Annotated in this window: 20 protein-coding genes, 1 tRNA gene and 2 pseudogenes; 12 read left to right on the top strand and 11 right to left on the bottom strand. The window is 66.7% G+C overall.

What is annotated here, in order from left to right:
• Window positions 1-33: 33 nt before the first annotated feature.
• A complete protein-coding gene (locus HDA40_RS03900) occupies window positions 34-2,430 on the bottom strand; it encodes an acyltransferase family protein (protein ID WP_253751732.1) in 2,397 nt (798 codons plus the stop codon).
• A gap of 196 nt (window positions 2,431-2,626) precedes the next feature.
• Here HDA40_RS03900 and HDA40_RS03895 point away from each other — a divergent pair.
• From HDA40_RS03895 to cutA, 3 genes and pseudogenes are all read left to right on the top strand, one after another.
• A tRNA-Pro gene (locus HDA40_RS03895) sits at window positions 2,627-2,700 on the top strand.
• Between the two features lie 289 nt (window positions 2,701-2,989).
• On the top strand, window positions 2,990-4,453 hold the full coding sequence (locus tag HDA40_RS03890) for a hypothetical protein (RefSeq protein ID WP_253751729.1): 1,464 nt from the start codon (window positions 2,990-2,992) through the stop codon (window positions 4,451-4,453).
• Window positions 4,399-4,698 (top strand): annotated as a pseudogene (gene cutA / locus HDA40_RS42460) (divalent cation tolerance protein CutA); the annotation flags it as partial. The gene HDA40_RS03890 and the pseudogene cutA, both read left to right, overlap by 55 nt.
• Window positions 4,699-4,981: 283 nt before the next feature.
• On the opposite strand, the gene HDA40_RS03885 reads toward cutA, so the two are convergent.
• The gene (locus HDA40_RS03885; protein WP_253751726.1) at window positions 4,982-5,884 is read right to left on the bottom strand and encodes a hypothetical protein; all 903 of its coding nucleotides are present in this window, start codon (window positions 5,882-5,884) and stop codon (window positions 4,982-4,984) included.
• A gap of 336 nt (window positions 5,885-6,220) precedes the next feature.
• On the opposite strand from HDA40_RS03885, the gene HDA40_RS03880 reads away from it, so the two are divergent.
• Complete coding sequence (locus HDA40_RS03880) at window positions 6,221-6,397, top strand: hypothetical protein (RefSeq protein ID WP_253751723.1); 177 nt, start codon at window positions 6,221-6,223, stop codon at window positions 6,395-6,397.
• A gap of 3 nt (window positions 6,398-6,400) precedes the next feature.
• On the opposite strand, the gene HDA40_RS03875 is transcribed toward HDA40_RS03880, so the two are convergent.
• The 3 genes from HDA40_RS03875 to HDA40_RS03865 all read right to left on the bottom strand — a co-directional run bounded on the left by HDA40_RS03875 (window position 6,401) and on the right by HDA40_RS03865 (window position 7,638).
• Window positions 6,401-6,700, bottom strand: a complete 300-nt coding sequence (locus tag HDA40_RS03875; RefSeq protein ID WP_253751719.1) for a hypothetical protein — start codon at window positions 6,698-6,700, stop codon at window positions 6,401-6,403.
• 60 nt (window positions 6,701-6,760) lie between these two features.
• A complete protein-coding gene (locus HDA40_RS03870) occupies window positions 6,761-6,931 on the bottom strand; it encodes a hypothetical protein (protein WP_253751716.1) in 171 nt (56 codons plus the stop codon).
• A 137-nt stretch (window positions 6,932-7,068) separates the two neighbouring features.
• Window positions 7,069-7,638 carry a TetR/AcrR family transcriptional regulator gene (locus tag HDA40_RS03865; protein ID WP_253751713.1) on the bottom strand — a complete coding sequence of 190 codons (570 nt, stop codon included), beginning with the start codon at window positions 7,636-7,638 and terminating at the stop codon, window positions 7,069-7,071.
• Between the two features lie 101 nt (window positions 7,639-7,739).
• Between HDA40_RS03865 and HDA40_RS03860 the strand changes: the two genes are divergently transcribed.
• Both HDA40_RS03860 and HDA40_RS03855 read left to right on the top strand, forming a co-directional pair.
• Complete coding sequence (locus HDA40_RS03860) at window positions 7,740-8,702, top strand: zinc-dependent alcohol dehydrogenase family protein (protein ID WP_253751710.1); 963 nt, start codon at window positions 7,740-7,742, stop codon at window positions 8,700-8,702.
• A 253-nt stretch (window positions 8,703-8,955) separates the two neighbouring features.
• Entirely contained in the window at window positions 8,956-9,870 is a 915-nt protein-coding gene (locus HDA40_RS03855) for an NAD(P)-dependent alcohol dehydrogenase (RefSeq protein ID WP_253751708.1), read from the top strand.
• Between the two features lie 84 nt (window positions 9,871-9,954).
• Here the strand turns inward: HDA40_RS03855 and HDA40_RS03850 are convergent, their stop codons facing one another.
• Window positions 9,955-10,716, bottom strand: coding sequence for a hypothetical protein (locus tag HDA40_RS03850; RefSeq protein WP_253751705.1), 762 nt, complete (start codon window positions 10,714-10,716; stop codon window positions 9,955-9,957).
• 37 nt (window positions 10,717-10,753) lie between these two features.
• Here HDA40_RS03850 and HDA40_RS03845 point away from each other — a divergent pair, with 37 nt between their 5' ends.
• Window positions 10,754-11,089 (top strand): HEAT repeat domain-containing protein, encoded by a 336-nt coding sequence (locus HDA40_RS03845; RefSeq protein ID WP_253751702.1) that lies wholly within the window; start codon window positions 10,754-10,756, stop codon window positions 11,087-11,089.
• Window positions 11,090-11,117: 28 nt separating this feature from the next.
• Here HDA40_RS03845 and HDA40_RS03840 read toward each other — a convergent pair whose 3' ends face one another.
• Together HDA40_RS03840 and HDA40_RS03835 are read right to left on the bottom strand one after the other, a co-directional pair.
• Window positions 11,118-12,296, bottom strand: a complete 1,179-nt coding sequence (locus HDA40_RS03840; protein ID WP_253751699.1) for an ankyrin repeat domain-containing protein — start codon at window positions 12,294-12,296, stop codon at window positions 11,118-11,120.
• A complete protein-coding gene (locus HDA40_RS03835; protein WP_253751696.1) occupies window positions 12,293-13,369 on the bottom strand; it encodes a hypothetical protein in 1,077 nt (358 codons plus the stop codon). The genes HDA40_RS03840 and HDA40_RS03835 overlap by 4 nt, the downstream gene beginning before the upstream one ends.
• Before the next feature lie 881 nt (window positions 13,370-14,250).
• Here HDA40_RS03835 and HDA40_RS03830 point away from each other — a divergent pair.
• The gene (locus HDA40_RS03830; RefSeq protein ID WP_253751693.1) at window positions 14,251-14,682 is read left to right on the top strand and encodes a hypothetical protein; all 432 of its coding nucleotides are present in this window, start codon (window positions 14,251-14,253) and stop codon (window positions 14,680-14,682) included.
• Window positions 14,683-14,690: 8 nt separating this feature from the next.
• Here HDA40_RS03830 and HDA40_RS03825 read toward each other — a convergent pair whose 3' ends face one another.
• Window positions 14,691-15,473 (bottom strand): transposase family protein, encoded by a 783-nt coding sequence (locus HDA40_RS03825; protein WP_253751690.1) that lies wholly within the window; start codon window positions 15,471-15,473, stop codon window positions 14,691-14,693.
• Between the two features lie 234 nt (window positions 15,474-15,707).
• Here HDA40_RS03825 and HDA40_RS03820 point away from each other — a divergent pair, with 234 nt between their 5' ends.
• A complete protein-coding gene (locus HDA40_RS03820) occupies window positions 15,708-16,316 on the top strand; it encodes a hypothetical protein (RefSeq protein ID WP_253751688.1) in 609 nt (202 codons plus the stop codon).
• A pseudogene (locus HDA40_RS42455) lies at window positions 16,313-16,459 on the top strand (ABC-three component system protein); the annotation flags it as partial. The gene HDA40_RS03820 and the pseudogene HDA40_RS42455, both read left to right, overlap by 4 nt.
• A gap of 90 nt (window positions 16,460-16,549) precedes the next feature.
• Here the strand turns inward: HDA40_RS42455 and HDA40_RS03815 are convergent.
• Window positions 16,550-16,942: a VOC family protein gene (locus HDA40_RS03815; RefSeq protein ID WP_253751686.1), complete on the bottom strand. Its 393-nt coding sequence runs from the start codon at window positions 16,940-16,942 to the stop codon at window positions 16,550-16,552.
• 650 nt (window positions 16,943-17,592) lie between these two features.
• Between HDA40_RS03815 and HDA40_RS03810 the strand changes: the two genes are divergently transcribed.
• Window positions 17,593-18,852: a hypothetical protein gene (locus tag HDA40_RS03810; protein ID WP_253751684.1), complete on the top strand. Its 1,260-nt coding sequence runs from the start codon at window positions 17,593-17,595 to the stop codon at window positions 18,850-18,852.
• Between the two features lie 731 nt (window positions 18,853-19,583).
• Complete coding sequence (locus tag HDA40_RS03805) at window positions 19,584-20,717, top strand: hypothetical protein (RefSeq protein WP_253751682.1); 1,134 nt, start codon at window positions 19,584-19,586, stop codon at window positions 20,715-20,717.
• A gap of 138 nt (window positions 20,718-20,855) precedes the next feature.
• Here the strand turns inward: HDA40_RS03805 and HDA40_RS03800 are convergent, their stop codons facing one another.
• Window positions 20,856-25,343 (bottom strand): serine protease, encoded by a 4,488-nt coding sequence (locus HDA40_RS03800; RefSeq protein ID WP_253751680.1) that lies wholly within the window; start codon window positions 25,341-25,343, stop codon window positions 20,856-20,858.
• Window positions 25,344-25,422: the final 79 nt, after the last annotated feature.

The following is a 25,422-nucleotide window of genomic DNA, read 5'->3' as shown; positions in this document are numbered from 1 at the left end:
GACCTTCCTGCTGCAGGAAGGTCAAGGCGCGGTTCAGTCCGGCCGCGCGGTGGCTCGGCCCTGCGGCGCGGGCGGCCCGGTCACCGCGATGCGCGCCACCTGCGGGAGCAGCCACGGTGCGATCACCTGTTGTACGCCGGGCGGGGTGAAATGCAGTCCGTCGCTACGGATGCGCAGCCCGTCGACATCCCAGGCGAACCGGCCGCCGGGGCAGGTGACGGCGTTGAGGTCCAGCACGCTGACCTGGCCGGGAAATCGCAGTGCCGTGGCCTGGAGCAGGTGGTTCCACGCGTCCACCCGGATCGGCTCGTCCTCCGGATACAAACCGCCGTCCGGGCGTTCGCTGCGCCGGGTGTACGACGCCGTGAGCAGCACGATCTGAGCGCCGCGCGACTTGGCGATGCCGATGCCCTGGGTCAACTGCCCGCTCAAGTACGCGTCGAACGCGGGCTGACCGACGTGCTGGTAGCCGCCCTGGATTCGCCGATCCATCAGCTCCCAGCGGTTCAGCAAGATCACCGCGACGTCGGGATCGTCGATCCGGATCGCCGACCGCCACCGATCCGGCCAATGTTCACAGTTGGGATAGTTCGTGTGCGGCGAGCCCTGTGTCAGGATGTCCGGCAGCAGCGCGATGCCACATCCTTGAATCGCCCGAGTGGTGACCGTCAGACCCGGATGCTCGGGCAGGTACGTGCCGACCGTCCAGGCGACCGAGTCACCCAGAATCGTGATGCGTGGCTGCCCGCCGGGCTTGCGACCGGCCCGGGTCATCGGCCCGTGCGTCGCCGACGCGCCTGCCGAGGGTGCGCCGCTCGGAAAAACCACGACCGGCGCGGCTGCGGTCACCGTGGCTGGACGGGTCCCCGACACCACCGCCGCGACCGTGCCGGCGACCAACACCGTGACGGCCAGTGCACTCGCCATCGCCGCTCGGCGGCCCACGAACCAGGCCGGCCTGCGTACGCCGCGCCGCACCGGCCGTTCGATCAGCCAGTAAGACGCGGTGGCGACGACCAGTACGACGGCCAGTCGAAGCATGATCAACCGTGTGCCGGTCAGGCCGGTGCGGTCGGCGTCGAGCAGTTGGAACAGGGGCCAGTGCCACAGATACAGCCCGTAGGAGATCTGGCCGATCATCACCAGCGGCGCGACCGAGAGAACCCGGCTCAGCGTTCCGGCTGGAACGACGCTGACGTGCCACAACACGGCGGCGACCCCGATCGCCCCGAGCGTCAGCCCGCCCCGATACAGCCAGGCTTGTGTTCCGTCGCCGTACGCCCACAGGAACCCGGTGATCACGAGCCCCAGCGCGGCGGCGACACCGGAGACCCACTGAATCCGTGGTCCGGCGCTTGGTCCCCGAGCCCTCAGCACGAGCGCCAGCGCACAGCCGATGAGCAGGGCTTGCGCCCGGGTGTCCGTCCCGAAGTACGCCCGGCCGACGTCCCCGTCGCGATAGAGCAACGCTGCCGCGATCGCCGACGCGAGTGCTCCCGCCAGAACCAGGGCCAGCAGGATGCCTCTTCCGAACCGCTGGGTTAGGCGCGCCTGGCGCGGCTCTGCTTCTTCTTGGGCTGGGCCCGGCAGTGTCGTGCGCGCCCAGCGTGTGTGTGCTGGGCGCGTCCAGCGAGTCTGCGTTCGACGAGCCACGCGTGGCTGTGCCGGTCGCGCCAGGCGTGCGTGTGTCGGATGCGCCCAGCGTTTCTGTGTTCGACTCACCATGCGAGGCTGGTTCGGACGCGCCAAGCGTGTGGATGGTTGGCGCGCCCAGCGTTGCTGTGCGCGGCTCGCCGGGCGTGGCTGCGTTGGGCGCTCCGGGCCTGTGGGTGTTGGGCGCGGCCAGCGTTTCTGCGCTCGGTGCATCCAACGGGTGTGTGGTGGGCGGGCCAAGTATGGTCGCGCTCGGCGCATGAGGCGCGGCGCGAACACGATCACGGCGATCACGATCACCGGCCAGCACAGGTAGAACTGCTCCTCGATGCCGAGCGACCAGGTGTGCTGAAGCGGAGACGGCGCTGCGTTCTGCGCGAAATAATCCGTCCCGCGATAGATCATCCGCCAGTTCGCCACGTACGCCAACGTGGCGAGCGCGTCACCGCGTACCAGGGTCAACTCCTCGCCACCGGCGAGCGTCCGGGCGAGCAGAGCCACCACGACGAGCACCGCGAGCAGCGCCGGCAGCAGCCGCCGAGCCCGCCGCAACCAGAACTCGCCCAGTGCGATCCTGCCCGTACGCCGCAGCTCGCCCAGCAGCAGAGAGGTGATCAAGAAGCCGGACAGGACGAAGAACGCATCGACGCCGAGGAACCCGCCCGGCAACTGACGGACGCCGGCGTGAAACAGCAGCACGGCCAGCACCGCCAGCGCGCGTACGCCGTCCAGCGGCGGCTGATACCGGACGTTCTGGCGGCTGGGAGCCCTTGACACCGCGTCAGTGTGCCCACCGCGCAGCCACGAAAACTCGCCACAAGCCGCATGGGCTTTCGCCCGTTTTGGAATGATTTGGAACGATCGTATGGCCGCGTGCGTCCGCCGCGAAACGGACACCAGGGGCCTGTGCGCAAACAGGTGGCCGGGTGCGCTACGCTGTGTGGGCTGCCGCGCGGAGAGATCCGGGCGGCAACGGGCTGTAGCGCAGTTTGGTAGCGCACTTGACTGGGGGTCAAGGGGTCGTCGGTTCGAATCCGGCCAGCCCGACAGGGTGGATACGCAGGTCAGAAGGCTGGTCCGGATCGTCGGATTAGCCTTTCGCGCTTTCCGGGGACGCAGTGCGGTCAAGCGTTAGCCAGAAGCGCCTCTCGACTGCCAAGCAAGCGCCGAGCCGGGCGACGTAAGGGGGACCAGCACTCAACCGTGTCGGGATCTCGCGGATGCATGATGCGGTATGGCGGTACGCGGGTAAACGGCTTGTCGTGGTGGTGCTCCCTCGCTGATCATGAGTGAGCGCGTCATCGGCGTTTGCTGTTCTAGAACCAGCAGGAGCATTGTGTCCGTTTCGCAGATCCTGCTCGCCCTTGCGGGCAACGTCGCAATGCTGCCCGCCCACATCGATCAGCTCATCGCCAAGGGCAGTCCAGCCGTTTCACGGGAACTCGCACAGGTGCAACGTTTGACGCCAGCCCAGATCGAGACGCTGATCGCGAGCGGTGACCGGGACGTCCTGCTGGCACTGATCGGATCGGGACAACTCGCGGTCGAGCGGATTCCCTGTGCTGATCCATGGATGGTGCTCGCTGGCATCGCCCGGGTGGACGCACCCGGCGACTGGCTGGATTTACTTGCGTCGTGCCCGACCCTAGAGGTGCGCCAGGCGCTGGCCGTGCACGCTGCGGAGCGTACTGACATCGCCTATGCGCTTGCCGACGATGCCGTCTGCTCCGTAGCTGCTTGCGCCGCTCAGGTCTGGGAAATACCCGAGGAACTGGCACTTCGGCTGGCCGACCGGACCGAAGCCTGTGTGAGGCTCGCACTGGCATCCAACCGGCATACGCCTGCTCGGATCCTTGCCGAGCTCATCGCTCACAGCGGATCACCGCCACTGAATCCCTGCCTGCATGGGCCGGACAATACGGTCGCCCTCCGTGATGTGCGTCTGGCCGCAGCGGCTAATCCGACGACACCGGTCACGGCTGTCGAGCCTCTCGCCATGGACCTGGACGCCCATGTGGCGCTCGCGCTCGCGGGTCGTCCGGATCTTGCAGAGGAGACCTATGCCCGTCTGGTGGTATTAGGAGTTCCTGAGGTGACCGGTCGAGTCGCGATCAACTGGGCGGCGCCGGCCGGGTTGCTCCGTCGGCTGTACGAATCGGAGGCAGGCCGCTGGCGGGGGGCAGTTCTGGCCAATCCGAGGACTCCGCTCGACTTGCTGGTGCGGCACAGCCGAGACGGCGGGTCGCCGAACACGGATAACCATCCGGACCTCGATGGGCTGCGCGTCCTGGCCGCCGACGTCGACCCCAGGGTTCGCCTGGTCGCGGCCGCCAGTCACCGGATACCCGAAGATCTGCGGGCGTTGTTAAGCGTTGACCCGGACTTCGAGGTCGCGCTTCGCGCCGTTTGCCATGCATCGGCGTCGCCTGAGCAAGTCCGGGTGACCGCGGCTCGGCACGGACCGGCGACGTTTCCTAGGCTGGCCGCCCATCCCTGCTGCCCGCCCGACGTACTGCTGACCATCGCGACGCACCCGCAGGCTCCAGCAGAAGCGGTCATGGACGTTGCCTGGAACGAGGCATCGCCGCCCGCCGCGCTGGCGGCATGTCTGCGGTATCCCGCGAATGCGGTGTACGTTGCGGGCAACCCGTCGACGCCGCCAGACATGCTGGTGGAGTTGGCCTCCCACCCCGACCCAGAGGTGGTCTTGGAGGTCGCTCGTAATCCGAGCCTCCCCGTGTCAGCATGCGACCGCATCCTCGAGTTCGCCGCAGCACAATATGGCCGGACATCCGGGTAAGGACTGACGCGAGCGTGGCTGGGACTCACCAGCCCGGCCGCGCTGGTGTGGCGACCGAGGCGAAGCAAGCGGCGGTGAAGCTTGTCGGTGACGCGATGCAGCAACGATTCGCGGCGTCGGCTCAGGTCAAGGGCCCGATCGCGTCGGCGTTCCGGCATTTGGGTGAGTTCGGTCAGGGCGAGGAATGGGAGGCGGTGCTGTTGACAACGGCCGACCGGTATGTCGCGCTGGAGGCGGAATGTCGACGGAAACACCCCTCCCCAGAACGGTCGGCCCCTCACCGGTGGCATCCCGTCGCCATATCTGCCGCACGCCCGAGAGGACATGCCAGAACTCGCTCACGGTGGATGGATGGTCGCCCGATTCACCTGGCCTGGCGGGACGATGGAGTGGATCATGCTGTCGGTCTCGCCCTCGATCAGGTGCCTGATCTCGGCCCCGGCAGGAGAGCAGCCACGGAGCCGAGAGGAACGAGCGGGTCTGCATCGAGAACCTCCCTGCGCTTCCCGGCAAAGGGACATTTCTGTGCTACTCGCGCTCAGCGGCCGGTCGCGTGCGGCGGGCGTACGCGACCGCGGCGAAGGCCAGCCCGACACCCCAGATCCAGTACGCGGGCACGGCGACCCAGAAGAACGCCTCCGGCAGGTCGAGACCGCCGCTCGGCGGGAACGGATTGCGCCCGTGCAAACGCTCCCAGATCATCTGCAGCAGCATCAGTCCGAAGTAGACGACGATGCCCGTCGCGACGCCCGTCGCGGGCCACAGCACCAGCCGCCGTGGCACCGTACGCCCTTGGAGGAAAGGGACCCAGCGCGGCCAGGTCCGCCCCCACGAGTGCACCAGTGCGAGCGGCAGCAGGGTTCCCGCCAGCACAAACGCGATCTCGAACGCTGCCGCCGCGCCGAGTGCGATCGGCGAGTTGCCGAAACCGACAGCCGCCTGGGCGGCGATCCGGGTCAGGCAGCCGGCAACCGCGAGGTAGGCCGCCCAGTACGCCCACGCCGGAGTGTGAGCCAACGTCCGTAGGACCCGAGGACCGCGGCGCGCATGGGCCGAATGCGCCAGCAGGACGCCACCCAGCGCGCATGCCGCTCGGCTCAGGGCGCCGAGCGGAAACTGCTTCGGCATCACGCCCGGGAAGATCGCTCCGACGATGTCCAGCAGGAGCAGTACCGCCGACATGACCAAGAGGACGCTGAGCGCCCAGGCGATGCCGATCACCGGTTTCGAGGAGGTCCGCAGCAACAGCGCGGCCGTCGCCGCGGCGAGTGCGCAGAGGGCGACTGCGGCCCAACCCGTGAACACCACGAGGTCGCCGCCGATGGCCGAGAGCCCGTCGGGCGTGCCGGTCGCCGCCCAGTAGATCCGCAGGATGAGATAGCTGCCAAGCCAGATCGGAGCGATCCGGGGCGCCCATCGCGTCATCGTCATGGTGATGATCATGCGGCCAACGGCTCCGCCGGACCTCCCACTGCAGGGTGGGGCGCCTCCCTCGCACGGGGGATGCCACTGCCGAAGACTGGCGCCGTCGTGCGAAAACCACACGGTGTTGTCAGGCAACACGAATCGACCTCAAGCGGTTGTACGAGGATCCGATCGCATAGTCGCCGCCTGCCAGGCGCGATATGCCCGGCTTCGGGCCAGGGCCGCCGCGTATGCGGCCTCGGCGGAACGGATCAGCGCCTGCCCGTGTCTGGCGTTGACGCTGTCGGCGGCCTGCCACAGCTCCCAGGTCAGCGCCTTGCCGCACAGCTCCACCAGGGACTCGTGGAATCGGACGATGCGCGGGATAGGAAGTCGGGCAAGATCATGCTCGACCGCCGGCGGCACGTCGCCGGGTCGCAGGCGATCCGTCCTATCGTGGCGAGGATCTGCCAGAACTCGTCGTGCGGTGACGCCGACGCCGTGCTCTCCACCGTCACCTCCGTTGCCGGCCGTGTCTGATGGTCAGTCCACTGAGGGTGCGAACAGGGTGCGGTTCTGGGTGCCGGTGCCGAACACGACGGTGCTCCCGCCAGCGCGGACGACGGCCTCGTCCCAGCCCTGGGGCGCCTTGTCGCCGCCGGGCCCGCCGAGCCTAGGGAACAGGTATCCCGCATCGCCGGGTCCGTCCACGACGCACACGGTGAGCCGATTCATCAACGACCAGCCCTCATCTGGCCCGGTGGGGACTTCAACGGCCAACGACAGGACAGGTTCGCCGTCACGCAGCTCGAAGGTGACCAGATCTGGGTTCAGGAACGACACCCGATGATCATCCTCAGCCTGCACTTGCCAGACAACCCTCTCGAGGCCCGGATCGCGGCGTCAGGCGGCGTCGAACCACTCCTTGTCCGCAGCCCGGGGCTTGACCCAACCGGCGAACCCGGTCTCGCCGGTGGTGTGCCCGAACTCTGCGCCGAACGGGGTGGCGTCCTCACCGGTGATAAGCCAGAGGTGACCGCGGTGTTCGCCGGTGACGATCAGATGCCGATACATGCTGCACCGTCGGTTCCGAGCATCTGCCGATGACACCGCTCACGGCCACGACGCGGGAACCATATCGCCTTCGACTCGGCCTTCGTGAGGGTGGGGCAGAACCCGATTGGACCACGGGGCATCGCGGTGAGCGCCGATCAAGCGCGAAATGCCTGAATCGCGAGCGCGGCGAAGCGGCGGGAGGCAGTAACCCGAGCGTTTGTCGATGTGGCGTGCAGGCCGCCGTTGGCCATCAGCAGGAGGATGAGGTCGTCCAAGACGAAGTCGGCCCGCAGGTGGCCGGTGTCCTTGGCGCGGCGGGCGAGGTCGGCGAGCAAGGTGAGCGCGTGTTCGCGCCCCGCGGCGAGATCCATGGCGTGAGGGAAGGCCGAGGTGAACGCCGTGGTGAAGCCCCGGTTTCGTGCGTGCAGTTCACAGAGCTTCTCGATCACCAGGCATAAGCCGTGCCACGGATCCGGGTCGGCGAGCCCCTCCTCGACAATGGCGTGGCACGCATACATCTGCTCGGTGAAGGCTTCAGCGGCCAGCGCCTGCTTGGTGGGGAAGTGGCGGTACAGGGTGGCGGGGCCGACCCCGGCGCGCCGGGCTATCTCGCGCATCGGCACGTCCAGGCCTTCGGCGGCCAACACTGTCCGAGCCGCGTCGAGGATGCGCTCGCGGTTGTCCAGCGCGTCCGAGCGCAGTGTCTGATACGAACGGTCGGCCACTCTCTCACTTTAGCTAAACGGACGCCGGCGTCCGTTAGCGTCCCAAGCAGCCAGGGGTCGCCTAACGGCGGCTTTGATCCAGCTCACGAAAAGGAACAACAGTGAAGGCAGTCGCAATCAAGGAATTCGGCGGCCCCGAGGGGCTAGCGGTCATCGATATCCCTGGCCCGGCTCCCGCTCAGGGACAGGTGTTGATCGCCACTGAGGCGATCGGCGTCGGAGGCGTCGACGTCGTGATCCGAAGTGGTGCTCTGGCTGCCTACGGCTTCCAGGAGGGCCATATCCCAGGCGGCGAGGTGGCGGGGACGGTGACCGCGGTGGGCGACGGCGTCGACCCCGCATGGGTCGGGCAGCGCGTGTGGGCGTTCACCGGGACGGGCGGCGGCTACGTCGAGCAGGCAATTGCGCCGATCGCAGAGGTCTTGCCCCTGCCGGCGAGCCTTTCCGCTGTCGACGCCGTGACCATCGGAAGCTCTGGGGTCGTGGCCCACTTCGGTCTCTCCCACGCTCACTTCTTCTCGGGCGAAACCGTGCTGGTACGCGGCGCGGCCGGCAGCATCGGGATCATGACGGTCCAGCTCGCGGCTCGCGGCGGTGCCCGCGCCGTGGCAGTCACCACCTCCTCCCCTGAGCGTGGCCGTCGATTGCGCGACCTCGGTGCGACCCACGTGCTGGACCGCTCCGGAGAAGGAGGAGAGGACGATCCCGCAGGCTACGACGTCATTATCGACGTCGTAGCAGGTGAAGACATGCCGTCGTTCTTCGACAGGCTCAATCCCAACGGTCGACTCGTGGTCGTCGGCGCAGTCGGTGGCCAGCCACCGGCAGACTTCGGCGAGAGGCTGATGGCCGCATTCCAGAAGTCGATGTCCTTCGCCACCTTCAGCGCCGCGACGATAGCGGAGCCCGCTCGACGTGCCGTGCGGATGGAGCAGTTCGCAGCCGCGGGTCGTGGCGAACTCCAGACGGTGGTGCACGAGGTGCTGCCGCTCGAGCACGCCGTGCTGGCGCACCAAAAGATGGACGCTGGCGAGGTCTTCGGGAGGATCGTGCTGACCCCGTAGTCACTTAATCACGACAGCTGACGATGTGTCTCGCACAGCATTACGGCCCATGGTTCGTCGTCCAAGCGCACTACCGGTAGGCCGCTGGCGAGATGCTGTTCAGGTCCTTTCCAGCGGCCCCGGCCCGCATCCGCCACTCGTCGGTCAAAGGCTTGTGCCGGCATGCTACTGATGACGGGAGGGCGCTGGGCCGTGGAGGAATGAGGGTATGTCGATGAGGGCGGTCGTGTACGACCGTTACGGGCCGCCGGATGTGCTGCGGATCGAGAACGTTCCCCGGCCATCTCCGGGCGTCGGGCAGGTGCTCGTCAAAGTCGCGGCGACCTCGGTCAACCTCAGCGATTGGGAGACCCTACGAGGCTCGCCGATGTATTCGCGCATCGGTGGGCCGCGCTTCCCGGCACGCCGGATACTCGGCTCAGACATTGCGGGTTGGGTCGATGCGGTCGGTCCGACCGTCACCCGGTTCCGTCCTGGTGACGCGGTGTATGGCGACAACCTCGCGCTCAAAGGCGGCTTCGCCGAGTACGCGATCGCCCCAGAATCGGCGCTGGCCCCTAAGCCCCCGGCGTTGACCTTCGCCGAGGCGTCGACGATTCCGCAAGCGGGCGTCATCGCGCGGCAGGGCACCGACGGCGCCACGGCCGGACAACGAGTCCTGATCAACGGTGCCGGCGGAGGTTCGGGTTCGTTCGCGATTCAGTTGGCTAAGCGACTCGGCGCTGAGGTGACCGGCGTCGACAACGCCGACAAGCTCGACTTCATGCGGTCGGTCGGCGCGGACAAGGTGATCGACTACCGCAGCGAAGACTTCACCCGCAGCGGTCCCTACGATCTCATCCTCGATCTGGTCGCGCACCGGTCGGTGTTCGCCTACCGCCGGGCACTGGCTCCGGGTGGCCGTTACCGATGCGTCGGCGGATCGGTACGAGCGCTGCTACGCGTGCTGACGATCGGCTCGGTGATCGGTCGGCTCACGCACCGCCGGCTGGGCGTGCTTGCCGTGAAGGAAGGGCCGACACACTTCGAACCGGTCGCCGAGCTCTGCGCCGCTGGTGATCTCCGCATCCACATCGACCGCACCTTCACCCTTGACCAGGTGCCCCAGGCACTGGCCTGGGTGGGCGAGGGACACGCCCTCGGCAAGGTCATCGTGAGCGTGAACTGACCACGGCGGCGCGCCCGCATCTCCGGCCGCCGGACCGCGTCGGCCCACAAGCGCGACGACGTCGCCCACGCCCCCCGAAGGCCCTCAGGGACCGTTGGAGCCGCTTCTGATCGCGCCGATGGCCTCCAGCAGGGTAGCCACAAACTGCTTGGGCGGGATGCTGACGACGAATACCCTGCCGGAACCCTGTGGTCCGCAGCGGCCGTCCCGGAGAGCGAAGACCACAACCAGGTCGTCGTCCAGGTACGCGTAGCAGGACACGCCATCGAGGGTCTCGCTCCACTGCATGAACCAGTACTGCTCGCGAAATCCCGTCTCGTCGGACTCCAACCGTCGGAAGATCTCCTCCGGAGTCAGCCCTGGGAAGGGGCAAGGCGGTATCTGTCGCTGGTCAACCTGTATGACAGCCAAGCGAAGGTAATGGCAGAGGGACGGTACGTAGGCCACGTTGTCGGTCGTCGTTAGTCGTTCACCCGCAGCCCACATGTCAACGACGCGAAGGCCGACGGACACGGGCTCGCCGATCGCGATCGCGACAGTAGCCCGATCGCCGAAGACCGTGGAACCCGCGGCTAAGTTCCAGGCCCGCTCGAACGTTTCTCGAGTGATGACGTACGCGCTCCAGTCGTCGTGGGAACCGTCGAGGCTCGCCTGCCCGAGCCCACCGTACTGATCTTCCGCGTGGCTGGGTCCGTAGCGCAGGACGGGGCCGTGGTCGTACACCTCGACCTGCCGAACCGGCCAACCCTCGCCGTCGACCTCGAAGTACCAGACCGAGCGCCCCCATTCGTCGAATTCATCCCCGCGCGGTTCGCTCCAGCGGCGTCGATAGAACTGGTTCTCCACGGTCGTAGCGTAGATCCGGTCGGCATAGCCTCTGCCGGTGAGCAACGAGTTTCGACAGGCCCTGCGCTTGATGCGTCGCCGCAACCCGCAACTCGCCGAAGACGGGTTTCACCGCCTACGTGACATTGCGGCCGACCACATCGAGGAGTTGATTGAAGAGTTCAACAACGAACGTGACCACGGCATCCGATGCTGGCTGCTGGAACTAATCGGTGACGCTCGCTCGGATCGTGCCCTGCCCGTTCTCGCGGCCGAACTCCACGGTGACGACGCTGCCCTCAGAGACTGGGCGGTCCGCGGACTTCAAAATCTGGACACGCCGGAGAGTCGCCGCCTGCTGTGGCGGTGGGCCCAGAACCGCGCTGGTGGATGATGCCGGCTGTCGTTGCAATTGATCCAGGTCATCGGCCGAGCTGGCGATTGATCTCTTCGAGAAGATCAATGATCTCCAATCTGCTCATGCTGGATGGCATCCGGCGGGTAGTGCCGTAGGCGAGCTCGACCAACGCCGAGCGCGCGGTGGCGAATTCGTCTGCTGTGGCGGCCAGCTGGTGCCAGGATGCGCCGGTAGCGCGGAGGAAGTCCAGGCGCAGCCGTGCGGCGAAAGCCTGCGCCGTCTCGGTGGATAAGCCCGTCCTGGTCTCCCACTCGTCATCGCCGAGGTCGTCGATCGCGATGTCGATGACGTTCGCCAATAGGTGGAACATCTGCGGGTCACCGACGAGCCGAGCCTCGGTCATGGCGACCCGCAGAGTGGTTCGGATGATCGGCACGTCATCCATGCCGACGTGGTGTTCGCCCAGCAAGAATTGGATGTTCTGACGCTGCCAGCCGCGGGCCAGCTGGAGCGCCGTCATGCCGTCGGCGCTGACCACGTCGGTCGAGGCGCCTGCCACTCGGAGGGCTACGACGACCCGTTGCTCGTTGCGTTCAACCGCGTGCATCAACGCTGTCCGACCTCGCGCGTCGCAAGCGTCGACATCGGCGCCGGCCTCCAGGAGTACATCCACCACGGCGTGGTCACCTCGGCGGGCAGCGATGACGACCGCAGGTGAGCTGTCCGAGCGCCGCTGGTTGGGGTCTGCTCCGTGGGTGAGAAGAAGGCGTAGTACCACCGGCGCCACCGGGCCCATAACCGCAGTGATGAGGGGTGCCTCTTCGCTCGCGCCTGGAACTGCGCCCGCTTCCAACAGCACACGGAGGGTCGCGACAGCCGCCGCTGTCGGACGGAACGCGGTGTACGAGATCGCATCCGTCAGCACACTGGCTCTGTTTACTGGTTCAGCCGCGAGCGCTCCGTGGTTGATGAGGTGGCCCATCACATCGGCATGCGCTTCAAGCATCGCGACCCGCAGCGGAGTCGCGGCATAGCCGTCAATGCACCCCACACGAGCACCGGCGTCCAGCAGCGATCGCACAATCGGCAACCGACCGGTGCGTGCGGCCTCGACCAGTACCGATCCTCGAAACCGGGCAACCGCGATATCCGGGTTGGCGCCGTTGGCCAGTGCCTGCTCGACTGCGACTTCATCGCCAGCCTTCACCGCTTCGATAAGGCGATGATCATTATCATGATTCATCGGCCGTCACCTGTCAGGTCCATGAACGCGCGCAGCCGTCGACGCGTTGCGATGTTCTCCGCAAACCAGGCGAAGTAGTCGCTGGTCGGGTCAAGGCCGGACCGTACGGTGTCACACCAGTCCTGCCGATCAAGGACGGCGAGGTACTGCTGTACCAGATGGTCGCGCTGTTCGACGCTGCAGCCGAGACGTTCCGAAGGCTTCTCCGCCAGGTGATCAGCGATGACAGCTGCATCGAGATACCTGCCCACCGTCGGTGCCTGCGCGCTGAGGTGGCCCGCATGCGAGGCAAGGACGATGCTCGCAGGCGGGTAATGATCCAGCGTCATGCCCATCCCGCCGCAGTCTGCCATGATCTTCAACAATCGGCCGGTGTGGTCGACTAACTCGTCGTCCACGTCGGTCCCGACGATCGCCTCGTGGAGGTGTGTAGCGGTGGCGACCTGCCCAGCGAAGTATCCGTTGAGGAAGTCCCCGTCGCAGGCGTGACGCAACAGCCAATGACGCGAGGCGTAGGCACCATTACGGCAAAGTGCCTCGATAACGTAGACCCGCCCCCAGCCGGTGACTCGCTGGGCCAGCCATAAAAGCGCCTCTTCGCCGCCTCGACGTCGTCGCAGGGCATCAGCGGCTAACGGGCCGAACCGGTGCGATAGCAGACCAATGGTCTGGATCAGCGGGATGTCTTCCTCCGCCCAATCTGCCGCGAGCAGCGCTAGCCCGACCGTAGCTGAGCATCGGTCGGTACTATGCCGGACCAGCCACCGGCCTGCGCGACGCACGCGCTCACGGTCGGCGCGTAGCGCGGCAGCGGTGATGTGGTCGTTGCGGTGGATCGGGACATCGAGGTCATGGAACGCATCGGCAAGTTCGGCCGGTGGTGCGTCTGCGCTCGTGAAGTGTGCGTCCAGAACTTCCGCAACCCCAGCGCCTATCAGACGCTGCTCTACCTGCTTGCGTGGTCGCCGTCGCCGACGATGGGCTTCGTCGTCGGGAAAGGGTTCTCCGTCACGCGGTATAGCCGAGTTCGGATGCTGCTGATGCAGACGCAGCGCGTGCTCGAACAAGCTCATCTGGGATCCGAGCAATCCAGGCTCGGTTGTCACGCTCACGAGCGGAAAGAAGACTCGATTCTTTTGATCACGTCCGTCATGCTGCCAGTCGACCCGCGATGCGGCAAGCAGAAATCATCGCATGGACCTGCCTCAGCCACGGTGCCGCTGACTGTGCATCCGTTGTAGCCGCGAGCGAGACCTTCGCAGCCACGCTCTCGGTGATCCATCGGGGTGTCAGCGTGAACTGAACCTGCGCATCGACATTGATAGCGAACTGCGAGACGTTTGCCCTGGTCAAGGTGCACCTGATTGAAAAGCCGCAGTCGGGCAAATCGGGAATAAAATCGGACAAAAGGTCCCCTTAGTGGAGCACATCCCCCTGCGGGGCGGCTGGCCATAGCGGCTGACCTGCCGATTGATAGTGGATGCCCGTGATTCAAATCGCGGTTGGGTGGTGCCGGGTTCAGGGTCGATGGCCTGTCGGACTGCTCCCTCCGGGGCGGGTTGTCTGGCCGATGCCTGAGGTTGGTCCGATGAACGGTCGGTTCGCTCGTCACGCGGGGGATCGTGACCCGAGGACGGCGAGGCTGATGATCTCTAAGGCGAACGTCCTCTCGTGCCGAGAAGAGTGCGTAGTACGTCGACGCAAATCATGAGAGCTGCGGCTGAGTGAGTAATTCATGAGAGGTGCGTCGATGTTCGGCGTCGGTAGCCATGCGCGACGATGGGCGGTAGGTTCTTCGGCCACCGGCAGTCCGTGGCGGTGTATCCGGCGTCAGCGAACCCGCCTGGTCCGCGATCGTCGAGGGCCGACGGTGGACTGTTAAGCGTGCGTGTGGTTCAACCACGTCTGTCATAGGTAGGGCATGTGCCAGGCGGCGAGCGATGTGATGGGAACGATGATCAGCGACGACGAGTGGTTCTCCAGCGAGCATGAGCCGCGGACTGACCACGAACGCGAGTTCCTGCACCGGGTTCGCGACCTGTCGGATGGCTTGGGACGCGTTGGGGTGACCAAGCCCGACACGCAGGCATGGATGTTCGAGGACGACGACGGGATCTGGATGCTTCTTCACGTCGATCTGGCCACGGATCACATTGAGCAGACCCTTCGAGTCGACTACAGCGACAGCAGGGTGCTCGGCGGTCTGAGCCCGGGCGGCTTGAACTGGGATGCGGAGATCCGTTATTCCCAATGCGAGATCGATATGAGTGATCCTCAGATGCGGGTGGTGGAGGCGGCAGGCTCTTCATCTGAGCTGGGCGAGATCGTGGCAGGCTGGTTCCTGCGGCGCGCACAGGAGTTCAGGAGGACCTCTCCGCGTGTCTGAGAACGCCTTTACGAGACGCTCGTCGATGTCCGGTAGACCTCGAGTTGGGTGACGGCTGCGAGGGTGGCGGGGAAGTTGGAGATCAGTCGGCGGTAGCCGTAGGCGAGGACCCGCCAGTTCTTGAGGTGCGCGATAGCGCGTTCGACGCAGGCTCGTTGCGAGGCGATCATCTTGTTGAACTCGCGGGCGTGCACGCCGAGCGGCTCTGGTCCGGTGCGCCTCTCAGGAACGAGCAGGCCGGTGCCGATGTAGCCGGTGTCGGCGAACCCGCCGGGTCCGCCGTCGCCGTGTAGGCGGCCTTCGAACCGTTGCGCCAGACCGGATTCCCGCCAGGCGCGGGCGTCGTGCATCGCTCCGGGCATTGGGTCACCGGTCAGCACGACGCGGCCGCGCCAGGAGGCGACCACCTGCACGTTGAATCCGCATCGGTGGCGTTTGCCGGAGTACATGCCCGATGCGTAGGTGTTCTTGCGCCGGTCGCCGATCGGCACTAGGAACCCGTCAACGCGCACCGTCGAGCGCAGCTCGCGTTCGGTGATCTGGTTGGTCAGCGGCGTGAGCACCCGGGTCAGCGCCGGGATCAACGAGGTGACCAGGCGGGAGATGGTCGGCTGGGAACAGCCGAACAGCTCGGCCAGCAAGTGCTGCGACAGGTTGTGGCGTAGGTAGAGCAGCACCACCAGAACGGATCGGTACGGATCTAGGGCGCGGCGGCGCTGCACCGACCACAGGCCGTGGCCGGCGAGCTGGCGGACGAGGTCATCTACTTGATCGCGGGCGAGGCCGGTCATAGTCTCAACGCGCAGCGACCGGTCTGCGCTGATTACGGTGGTCGACACAACCCCGGTGATCTACGCGCGACCGGCCGCTGCGTCCAGTCGCGACACGCGTCATAAGTCGATTAGGCAGCCCCGAGCAGACCCATCGACGCCTGTCTCATGAATAACCTACTGACTCCGGTATGGCTTCTCCATGGGTGCGGTAGACCCTGTTCGGAAGTAGGTCGAACGTCAGGGTAATCACTGATGGGCCGCAGCGATCTGCACCACGAATATAGTGTCATGTCGATCAAAAGTGTGCCGGCCCCGCAAGCCCCAATTATGGTGACGAGTCCGCAGCCGCCGACGCGGCGGTGGCCCGCACTGGCCGCCGCCACGTACATCGGCTTGTTCTGTGTTGTCGCGGGAGCGGCCGTGTTGTGGAACATGACCCACGGCACCTCCTGGAACGACAACGGTGTGGTCATCCTGGCGATCTGCTTGCGGATGCTCACCGTCGCCTTGGCGTTGGCATCGGTGCAACAGTGGGGCGGGCGGATCCCGTCGTGGATGGTTCTCGCCGGACTATGGGGCTGCGCAGCCGTCCAATTGGTGTACCCGGTAGCCGAGACCGTGGTGAAGGGCCTGATCCTTACCGGTGCGATGCACCCCATCGACAAGGGCATCAGCAACATGAGCCCGGAAGGCTGGTTCAATTTCGGCGCCACCTGGGGCATCTGGGGAGTTCCCGGAGTGCTGTTCCTGCTCGCCGCATTGTCTTATCGCGCACGCAACGCCGTACGAGCCCGTTGGATCCTATTGGGAGTGGTAGGCGGAACCGCGCTACTCGGAGTCTTGGGGGCCCTCATCGGGTGACCTCGAGCGGGCCGGACGCCGCCACCTGCTCCGAGTCCAGCGCTCATATCCGGCGGCAGCGGGTCGCATTCTATAGCGCAGAAGCTCTGCGTGTCTTCGCGCGAGATAACGTGCCAGGGCCTACCTTTGAAGCGCTGCAAGGCGACGTGTACTACGTCGGTGTTGCGGCTGACTTGAGCCCGCGAATCAGTGTCCCGGCGGTGTCCGCCAAGGATCGAGACGCCGAGTGCGGGTCACGGATGAGAGCTGAGCGGCGACCGGTCACCAACGAGCCACAGGTGGCCGTACGGATCGATGAAGCCGCCCTGGCGGTGCGTGCCCCACGGGGTCTCGTGGTCTCGGATGACGTCAACGCTGCCATCCGCGCCGGCGGTCGTCGCGCGGGCAATGAACGCGTCCGGGTCGTCGACGAACACCTCGATGCGCACGGTTCGGTTGCCGAGGACGCTCGGAGTATCCCAGCCATTGCCCTCGGGCTGCCCAAGGAAGAACGGGGCGCCTTCGATTTCGAGTCCGACCACACCACCAAGGTTCCACAGCTGGCGCGCGCCCAAAGCCCGCTCGTACCAGCGCGCGGCCTCGTCGGCGTCCGCGACCGCCAGCATCACTGATATCACCGGATTCATGACTGAGATTCTTCCAGACGCAACGTCACCCGATGAGCCGGAACGGGCGTTACAAAGGTTCCGAAGCGGGAACTTCCTGTCATCGGTATGTGAGTCGCTGGCACGGGCACCGAGGCGTCGCCGACTATAACCGGGATGACCGAGTAACCAAGACCGGCTGTCGTGCATGTGCTGGGACGGATCCGCAACCGAGCCTGGGCGACCACGACGACGGGCGCAGGTTGGTGCCCCGCGATCAAGCCGTCCTCGATGGTCGAAACGCGTACCCAACCGCACGAACCTACATCTGCTGAGCTGCTCAAACACGGTCGAGGTGCAGGTCGATCTCCAGGGCGACACGCTTAAACTGCTCCCCTGGCGGACGGCTGGCTATAGCGGCTGACCTGCCGATAGACGGTGGCTGCGCATGATCCGCGCCGTGCGTTGTGCGGTGCGGTTTCAGGGTCAGACCGCGCTCAGCCTGCTCCCTGTGGTTGGGTGCAGGCTGGCGGGGGAGCGCTTGGCCGTTGCGGGTTCTGTGCCCGTCCGATGAGCGGGCCACCCGTAGCGAACCTCCGATTGCGGATGAGCGCGTATCTGATCATGGTGTTCAAGCTGTGCGGTGTGCGGATACCGTTGCCGGTATCTGGCTGCGAGGGACGGTGGGGCTCGTGCGGGTCGAGCGGGTCACTGAGGAGATGATCGCCGAGCATCGGAGGCTGGCCCGGCTTCGGCCGGACCATGGTCTGCCTGAACTAGCTCGTTGCCTGGTGAGATTCGGCTGGCAGATCAACCGTGAGAATCCACCGGAGGGCGTTGCGTACTTCGAGGAGGCCGTCAGCATCTATCGAAGCCTGGCCGCAGGCGGGGAAGCAGAGCACCTCAACAACGCGGCGCGGGCGCTGTCCTTACTCGGCCTGCAGTATTCATTCGCGTACGCCGACGGTCCCGCTCTGGCCGCACGCCAGGAGGCTGCGGCGCTCGCCCGCCGGGCCGCCCGGAGGCCGCTGGAGCCTGACCCGAAAATCCTCATGGAACTTGCGTGCACCCTGGCCGAGGTCGGGCAGTTCGCGGATGCCGCGACCGTGCAGCTCGAGGTGGTCGACAGCTACCGGGCGCGGGGGGCGCATGGTGTCTATCCGCAGCCCAGTAGTGTCATGTGGGCATTGTTGGACATGGCGATATATCTCGACCTGGCCGGGCAGACAGACGCGAGCCTCGAGTTCGAGCGCGAGGCCCTCGCGCTGCAACGCCGGATGTCCGAAGCCGGGCCGGCATGGCTGGCAACCTGGGTGCTCTGGGCTGCGGGATCCTCACTGCGGTTTACCGACTCCGGCCACCCCGACGAGGCGCGCGGACTTCTTCGGGAGGCTGTGGCGGCCTGCGATCAGCGTCCGCGTGAGAGTACGCGCGTCAATTTCGGTTTTGATCAGGCTGTCCAAGCGTCGCTGTTCGCCCGATCTGGTGCTCGGGATGAGCGGTCCGAAGCTTTTAGACCGGTCCCTGTTGGCGTCGACCCGGACCAGCCTCTTCAACCGGTTCCCGGGCTGAGCTTTCACCACTGGTCTTTTAGTGTCCGGCAGGCGTACCGCGCGGGCCTCGCCGCGATCGATGAAGCAATCGCGGCGATTACCGACTCGCCCGCGCGAGGCCAGGACCGGCTGGCCGAGCTAGGGCTGCTCATGCGCCGCCGAGCCATCCGCGCTTCGGTGCTCTGCCACGGGCCCGTGCAGTTCCAGGAGGAAGTGGTCCCGGTGCTGACACACAGCGTCTCACTCGAGCGGCGGCTGGTCGCCCTCGATCCGAGCCAAGACACGCGAAGGCTGATCCGAGCGTTGATTGATCAAGCTATGGGACACCTCGTCGCCGGTGTCAACAACCGTGTCAGCGACGCCCTCAGTGAGGCGCTGGAGCTCCATATGGCCAGCTAGGGTACCCCTCGATCTGACCGGCCACCGCCATGCAGCACCGGTCCCCTCATGCCGAAGATCGGGCGTGCGCTGCGCTTCGCGCTATACCGCCGAGTAGCGCGCCCTTGTGTACGCGGACCGCATCGGGTAATGGCGCGGCGCGTCTGGGGTTCATGCTGATTGCATGGGAAGGTGGCCGGCATTGGCCGACGAAGAGCATGCAGTGATCATCACGGGGTACGAGGAGGCTGCGATGGTGCGCATCATGGTTGAGTTCCGTGCGTGCCAGCGGTGGGTCTAGACCGGCACAACGGCTATACCGTCCGGCCTCAGGATTGACGCGAAGCGGACGATGATTCCGCGCTTCGCCCGTATCGTAGCCGATATGGTCGCCCGCGGCTGGGTCGCCCTTGATGCTGCCGTAAGTAGATGATCTTTCCGACGATGTCGGCGTGGGTGACATTCGGGCTGGTCTTGGGCCGCTTGGACCGGGTCCGCAGCCCTTCGACGCTGTCGGTGAGATAGCGGCGATAGAAGCCGGACAGTTCTCGGCGTACGCACGTCAGCCGCAGCCGCATGGATCGCGACTCAACTAGTCCACTGTGGCCAACGAGGTGACTCTTCGGTACTTGATGGATCGTCGCTTCCTTGCGACATGAGGCGTGCGAGCGTGCAGGCTTGCCCGGTCGACCTCACTGACCTGGTCCTTTACACTGGCCGCCATGTATGGATCTTGGTCGTTGGTCCCGGAGGTGACGGCCCTCGCCGAAGCCGGCCCGGGGGCGGTCGTGCTGACGCTCGACACGGTGTCGTACGCGATCGGGCTGGACACGATGGTGATCATCCTTGAGCCCGGCGACCGGCCGGACGGCACCGCGGTGCAGAGTGCCGACGAGATCGCGTTACGCGGCGAGCCGATTCCCATCGAGGCCGGACTGGCGATCGACCGCCGATCCGCTACCGGGTTACGATTCGTGGGCTTTGTGCGACTCGCCGAAGGCTGTCTGCCGCTGGGTCCACTCGAGTTCCTTTGCAGCTGGCAATCGTTCGAGCGGCCGGAGTTGATGGCCTACTGCGGAATGAAGATCGTCAACCGGCTGCCGTTCGACCTTCTCGACCTGGTGCGGCCCGTGGTGCGCTCGCAGCACCTGCCCGACCTGGGTTGGGTGACTTTGCTTCCCGGGGATCCGGTCGCCGCGCTGCGGGCGTTCGTCGACACCTGGTACGCCGACGTTCCCTCGGCGACCGGCGAGCCCGCCTCGTCGCCGGTTCCGCTGCCCGCCCCGCTGAACGAGTTCTACCGTGTCGCGGCGGGACGTAACAGCATCCTGAGTGGCGTCAACGAGGTGCTGGCCGCTGACAAGGTGCGTACCGCCGACCACGACCCATTCGATGGGTGGCAGCCGGTCCCGGACGGGCTAATCGTTGTGGGCACCAACCTTGCGACCGAGTGGGGGATCGCCATCGATCCAGCACAACCCGATCCACAGGTCCTCTACCTGGGGGTGGCCGACGAGCCGGTCGTCGAGCGTGAGCCGCTCAGCGCGTACTTGATGCAGCACGTGCTCGTCAATGTGACGCGCACATTGCCGTTTCATGCTTCTGCGGAGGTGACCGCGGAACAGGCTCGGCGTCTGGTTGAGCCCTTGCGGCGAGTACCACTCCGGCCAATGCGCTGGCCCCGCGACGAGACCTCGCTCTACGTCGGTTCCGGTCTTGTCGTGGCGGTCTGTGCCGGCCCCCAGGCGCAACCTCGTTCGGCATGGAGCGCGCGCGAGGCTAAGGACGATGGTGATCTCTGTGAGATCATGGTGGGGGCCATTGACCGGTCCGTCCTGCTGCCGATGCGTGAGCCCGGCTTCGAGTGGGCGTCCTTCGGCGGGTAAGGGCCAGGGTCGGCACGTACCGGGCTGATCCGTGTGCCTGACCCAGTCGCGGATTCGCTTCGCATCCGGCCGGCCCACCCCAAAAACGAACGGCATATCCCATCGATGGATATGCCGTTCCTGCATTCCTTGGGATGGCTACGGCCAGATCACTGCGATCGTGACGATCATGGCCGCTAGCCGCAGCGCGGTGACGTACCAGCGTCGCCGAGCGGCCGGAACAAAGGCCGGTCCCGCGGCCATGTTGCGATACGCGCCGAGGACGGCCAGGGCGCAGGCGATCGGTATGACGATCCGTAGATCGACCAAGTCGGCCACTCGTGTCTGTACCCAGCCGGGCCAGGCGGTGGCCAGCAGGTACGGCATGGCTACATCGTTGGCCCAGGTCAGTGCCGGCCGCACCCAGTCCTGGAACGTGGCGGCGAACGGCGATGTCACCGGCCGTCCACCCGCGACACTCGCAGCGACCAGTACGCCCGAAACGAGCCCGATCCGGCTGGCAAGATACCGCGAGCGGCGCGGACGATGCGGCCGGATCAGCAGCGCCGCCATGACCATCGCTGCCGGCGCGAGTACGGCCACCTCCGCCGCCGTGGCCATCCGCGCGATGTCGTGGCCCGACGGGCCCTTCAGAACGGCGACTGCCGCGCACGCGACCGTTGTGACAAACAGGGTGTACACGATCGCCGTTGTGATGGTGAGCGCGTCGGCGTACACCCCTCGCCCGAGGGCGCGTAGGCGGTGCCGGTAGGCCGGCGGCCGGGCGGTGGCGCTCTCCCGCTCGGCGAACGGCCGGAGTGCCCAGGCCAGGGCCAGCGAGACCGGGTCGCCGTCGGCCACCAGCCGAGCCCACCAACCCGGCTTCTTGCCCCGCGTACGGCGGCCCAGCCGACGCCGCATGTCGTCCGTCAGGCTCGGTTCGCAGAGCAGGGTCACGAGCGCGGCATCGGCGCGTCGCGCGGCGTCCGTGCCGAGGGCTCCGGTGAGCCGGTCGTGCGTCGGTACCCGGCCCCGCCGCCCGGCTTCGGACAGGGTATAGAGGCGCAATTCTTCGGCACGGCGAATGAGGGATTCGCGAGCCTGGGCGAGTTGGCCGTCCAGCCCGGCTGGGGTGGTCGTCGCCGAGCGCCTCATGGCCGGGGCGGTTCCGCGCAGCAGTCGGCGGATCTGCCGCGGGATGCGCCCGGGGCGGCCGGGCGGCCCCGCAGCGGCGGACGACGCGAGCGGATCGTCTTCGGCGGGCCGCTCGGGCTCAGCTTCGGGCTGCACGAACTCCATCGGTACGCGCGAGCGGAACGTGGGACGGTTGGGGAACTGGCTCCAGTAGGCGGCATCGGCCGAGCCCACACAGAGTGTGTTGGTGATGTCGTCCTGGACCAGAGCGCCCACCGCCAGCCACGCCCGCCAGCGGTGGCGGCGCGGCAGTGAAGCGTCGGCGGCGAGGGCGCGCAACGTGTCCTGGGCCAGCTCATAGCGCCCGACGCTGCGCGCCAGGGCGAGCGCTGAGTCAACCCGGAAGCCGAAGCTCTCGCCGCGATCGTGGATCCATCCACATGCGATCGACACTGCCTTCTCGGCGTGCCCGATCCGGTTGAGGACTCGCAATCCGGCCAGCCGCAGCGCCGGGTCGGCCTCCGTTGTCCAACGCAGAGCCATGGCGTGGTCGGTAAGGTAGTTCGGATACGTGAGCGCGGCGACCATTCGCTCATCGGCGGTGGCGGTGAAATCGTTCATGAGCATGGATCGGGCCTGCTCGGCGAGGTCCTCTCGGCGGTCGTGCCGCAGCTCGGTGACCACTGACAGCCGCGCCAGCCAGCTGATCGGCTGGCCGACGATCCCCGCCAGAATCGGTTCGGCGACGCCGGGATCGTCCTCGGCGACGAGCCTCAAGCCCGCACTGAGGCGGTGCAGGAGCGTAGCCTTGTCGCTGGCGGCCAAGGTGGCCAGTCCTGTCGCCTGGCGCGTCCAGTGATCCGTGTTTCCTCCGGGGGCATGTGTCGACAGCGCGGGAAGCAGCTCCAGCGCCTCATTGCGCTCAGCCAGCGGAAGCGTCGGGCACGTGGCCCGTTCCACTAGTGCCTGCCGGGTCTGCGCTGCCAGACCCAAGCCGTCCAGGAGAGCCGCGGCCCGCATTCGCACCGCCAGGCTGGGCGTCGCCGCGACGGCGTCGAGCAACGATCGGGCGCCCCACTGCGCATGGCCGTCAGCGGTCTCGGCGGCGGTGAACCAGGCCAACAGGCGGTCCTCGGTAGGTACGCGCGGATCGCTTCCTATGCGCCGCAGCAGTTCTTGGCTCTCATCCCGGTAGTCGCCTGGCCCATCGGCCAATGCCTGCGCGGCGGCGATCCGTTTGGCGATTGTCGCCCGGGACATCGCCAGCCGCGCCACGGCCGGTGCACCGTGGCGGACCGTAGCGACGGTGAGGACATCGCGCAGGAACTCCTGGCGCAGGCCCAGTTGCGGGCGCATGCGGCGGACCGCCGTGACGAGCGTCCGAGCGGCCGACTCCGCCCCGGCTGAGTCGATCGGCGTGCCGTCGGCGAGTACGGCACAGTACTTCTCCAGGTGCGGATACGTCCACGTCCAGCCGGGCCGCGCCAGCTGCCGCAGCACACCGATCGCGTCGTTGCCGGGCTCACGCGACCACCGGGACAACGCGAAGAGCCGAAGATTATCCATTTCGGACGAGCGAACTCGGCGCAGCCAGGCGCCGCGGTCGAAGCCAGTCCGGACGTGGCGGCCGGCCGCGAGATACTCGCCGAAGCCTTGATGGATGAATTCCGGCTCGCCGTCGCGCAGCATCAGCAAGCCAGTGCTGAGCAGGTAATCGCGCACGACGTCGGGCAGCTCGGCGGCCATCGGGCTGTGGGGAGGTACATCCAGCCAGGCGATCACCAGCTCGACGCAGCTTCGCTCGTCGCCGTCCATCCGATGTGCGGCCACGAACTCCAGGCATTCCTCGCCGCCTTCGGCCAGCCTGGTGGCCAGATCCGCAGCCGGCCGACCGTACGCGGCGAGCCGCTGCCTTAACCGCTGTTCGAGGTTGGTCTGTGTGCGCCGTCGGTAGAGCAGCCCGTCGACGAACTGGGCGTACAGGCCGGTGCGGTCGACCGGCAAAGCCCGAAGCGGATCATGTTCATACACCACGGCCGCGACGGTGGCCAGCAGCGGAACCTTGACCAGCGGGCCGATCCTGCTGTCGACGATCCGGCGAAGGTAGCCCAAAGCCTGCCGCCGAGCGTCATGCGGCGTGCGTACGACGAACCATCGGCGGGCGAACGCGGTCAGTCCAGCCGCATCGAACAAGCTCAGCTCGTACTCGCCCAGACGCTCGTCGCCGACGTCGTCGACGAGGCTTTCGTGCAGCCGGGCGAACTCGTGTTCGCGCAGCGGCCGGCTGGTGACCACGAATCGCCAGTGCGACCCCAGCTCGGCGACGCGATCGGACAGCGCGCTGATCAGCTTCTCGCGGATGTCGCGTTCCAAGATCTCGTCAAGCCCGTCGACCAGCATCAGCCAGTCGACGCCTGGCAGCGGAGCAACTTCGAACATCGTCGGGCTGAGCCTGTCGTGCAGGTACAGGTCCGCCGTGGCGGCGTGGGCGGCCAACTCGGCCAGCGAACCGTCGAACAGCAGACTGGGCGCCGGGATGCGGACGGCGATCACGGAACCGTATGGCGGCAACGCCTCGCTGTCGGCGAGCCACCAGCCGCTCGTCTCGGCGACGATGTGCTGTACGAGCGCTGACTTGCCGGCCCCCGGCCCGCCGACGATCAGTGCGTTGCGATGCTGGTAGAGCATTTCTTGTACGGACACCGTGCCCGGTCCGGTCGCGGTGAGGCGGCGGGTGGTGGCACGCTGCCGGACGTACAAGGAGGACAGCGGTGGAATCCGCTCGTCCTGCACCAGTGAGTACGGCAGTTGCTCGGCGCGTTTGCGCTGCTGTGCCACGAGCCCGTACAACGGCGTGCCCGGTGCCGGCCGGACCGGCGATGGTCCCGGCTCGACCGGTTCGCCGAGTCTGTGACTGTGCCGGCTGCGCCGCAGCGTGACCTCAGCCGCTTTGATCAGCGAGCCGCCGCGCGGTGCGCCATAGTCCTGCGACGCTTTGACCACCCCGTACACGAGACCGGTCCGCTCGTCGATGGCCGGCGCGCCGCTGACGCCGTCTGGTATCTCGTCGCCCTTGACCCGAAAGTATCGGCCGGCGTCGCCGGTGACTTCGAGCCGGAGGCTGGTCGGTGCCACGCCCACGTCGGCGGTATTGAGGCTGAATCCGTTGATCACCACCGGCACAGTGGTCGGCCGGTTCTCGATGTTGGTCGACAGCCGAGCCCAGGGGTGATCCGGCAGCGGTCCGGAAAGACGCAGAAACGCCAGGTCCGGAAAGTCGTAGTAGCCACTGTCACCGCGATCAGGCGGATCGCGGACCAGGACGGTGGCTGTGTGATCACTGTCCTGCCACTGGATCCGGATCGTGTCGGGAGCGCGCTGGACGACATGTGCGCACGTGACGACCAAGCCCCGCTCGATGAAGAAACCAGACCCGAGGAACGCCGGACCGTCCCATACCGACACCGTCGACAACCGGGCGAGGTCGGTCAAGGACGACACCCGGAAGGCCATGATATTCCCCCTCGCGTCCGCCCGCCACGACGACGACCACGGATATCGTTGTGTATCTTGCCGTGGCGACGCAATAGTC

The sequence above is a fragment of the Hamadaea flava genome, from assembly GCF_024172085.1.
In the GTDB taxonomy this organism is placed as follows: Bacteria; Actinomycetota; Actinomycetes; order Mycobacteriales; family Micromonosporaceae; genus Hamadaea; species Hamadaea flava.
The sequence above is the reverse complement of the archived record's forward strand: the minus strand, read 5'-3'. Positions and strand labels throughout refer to the sequence as shown.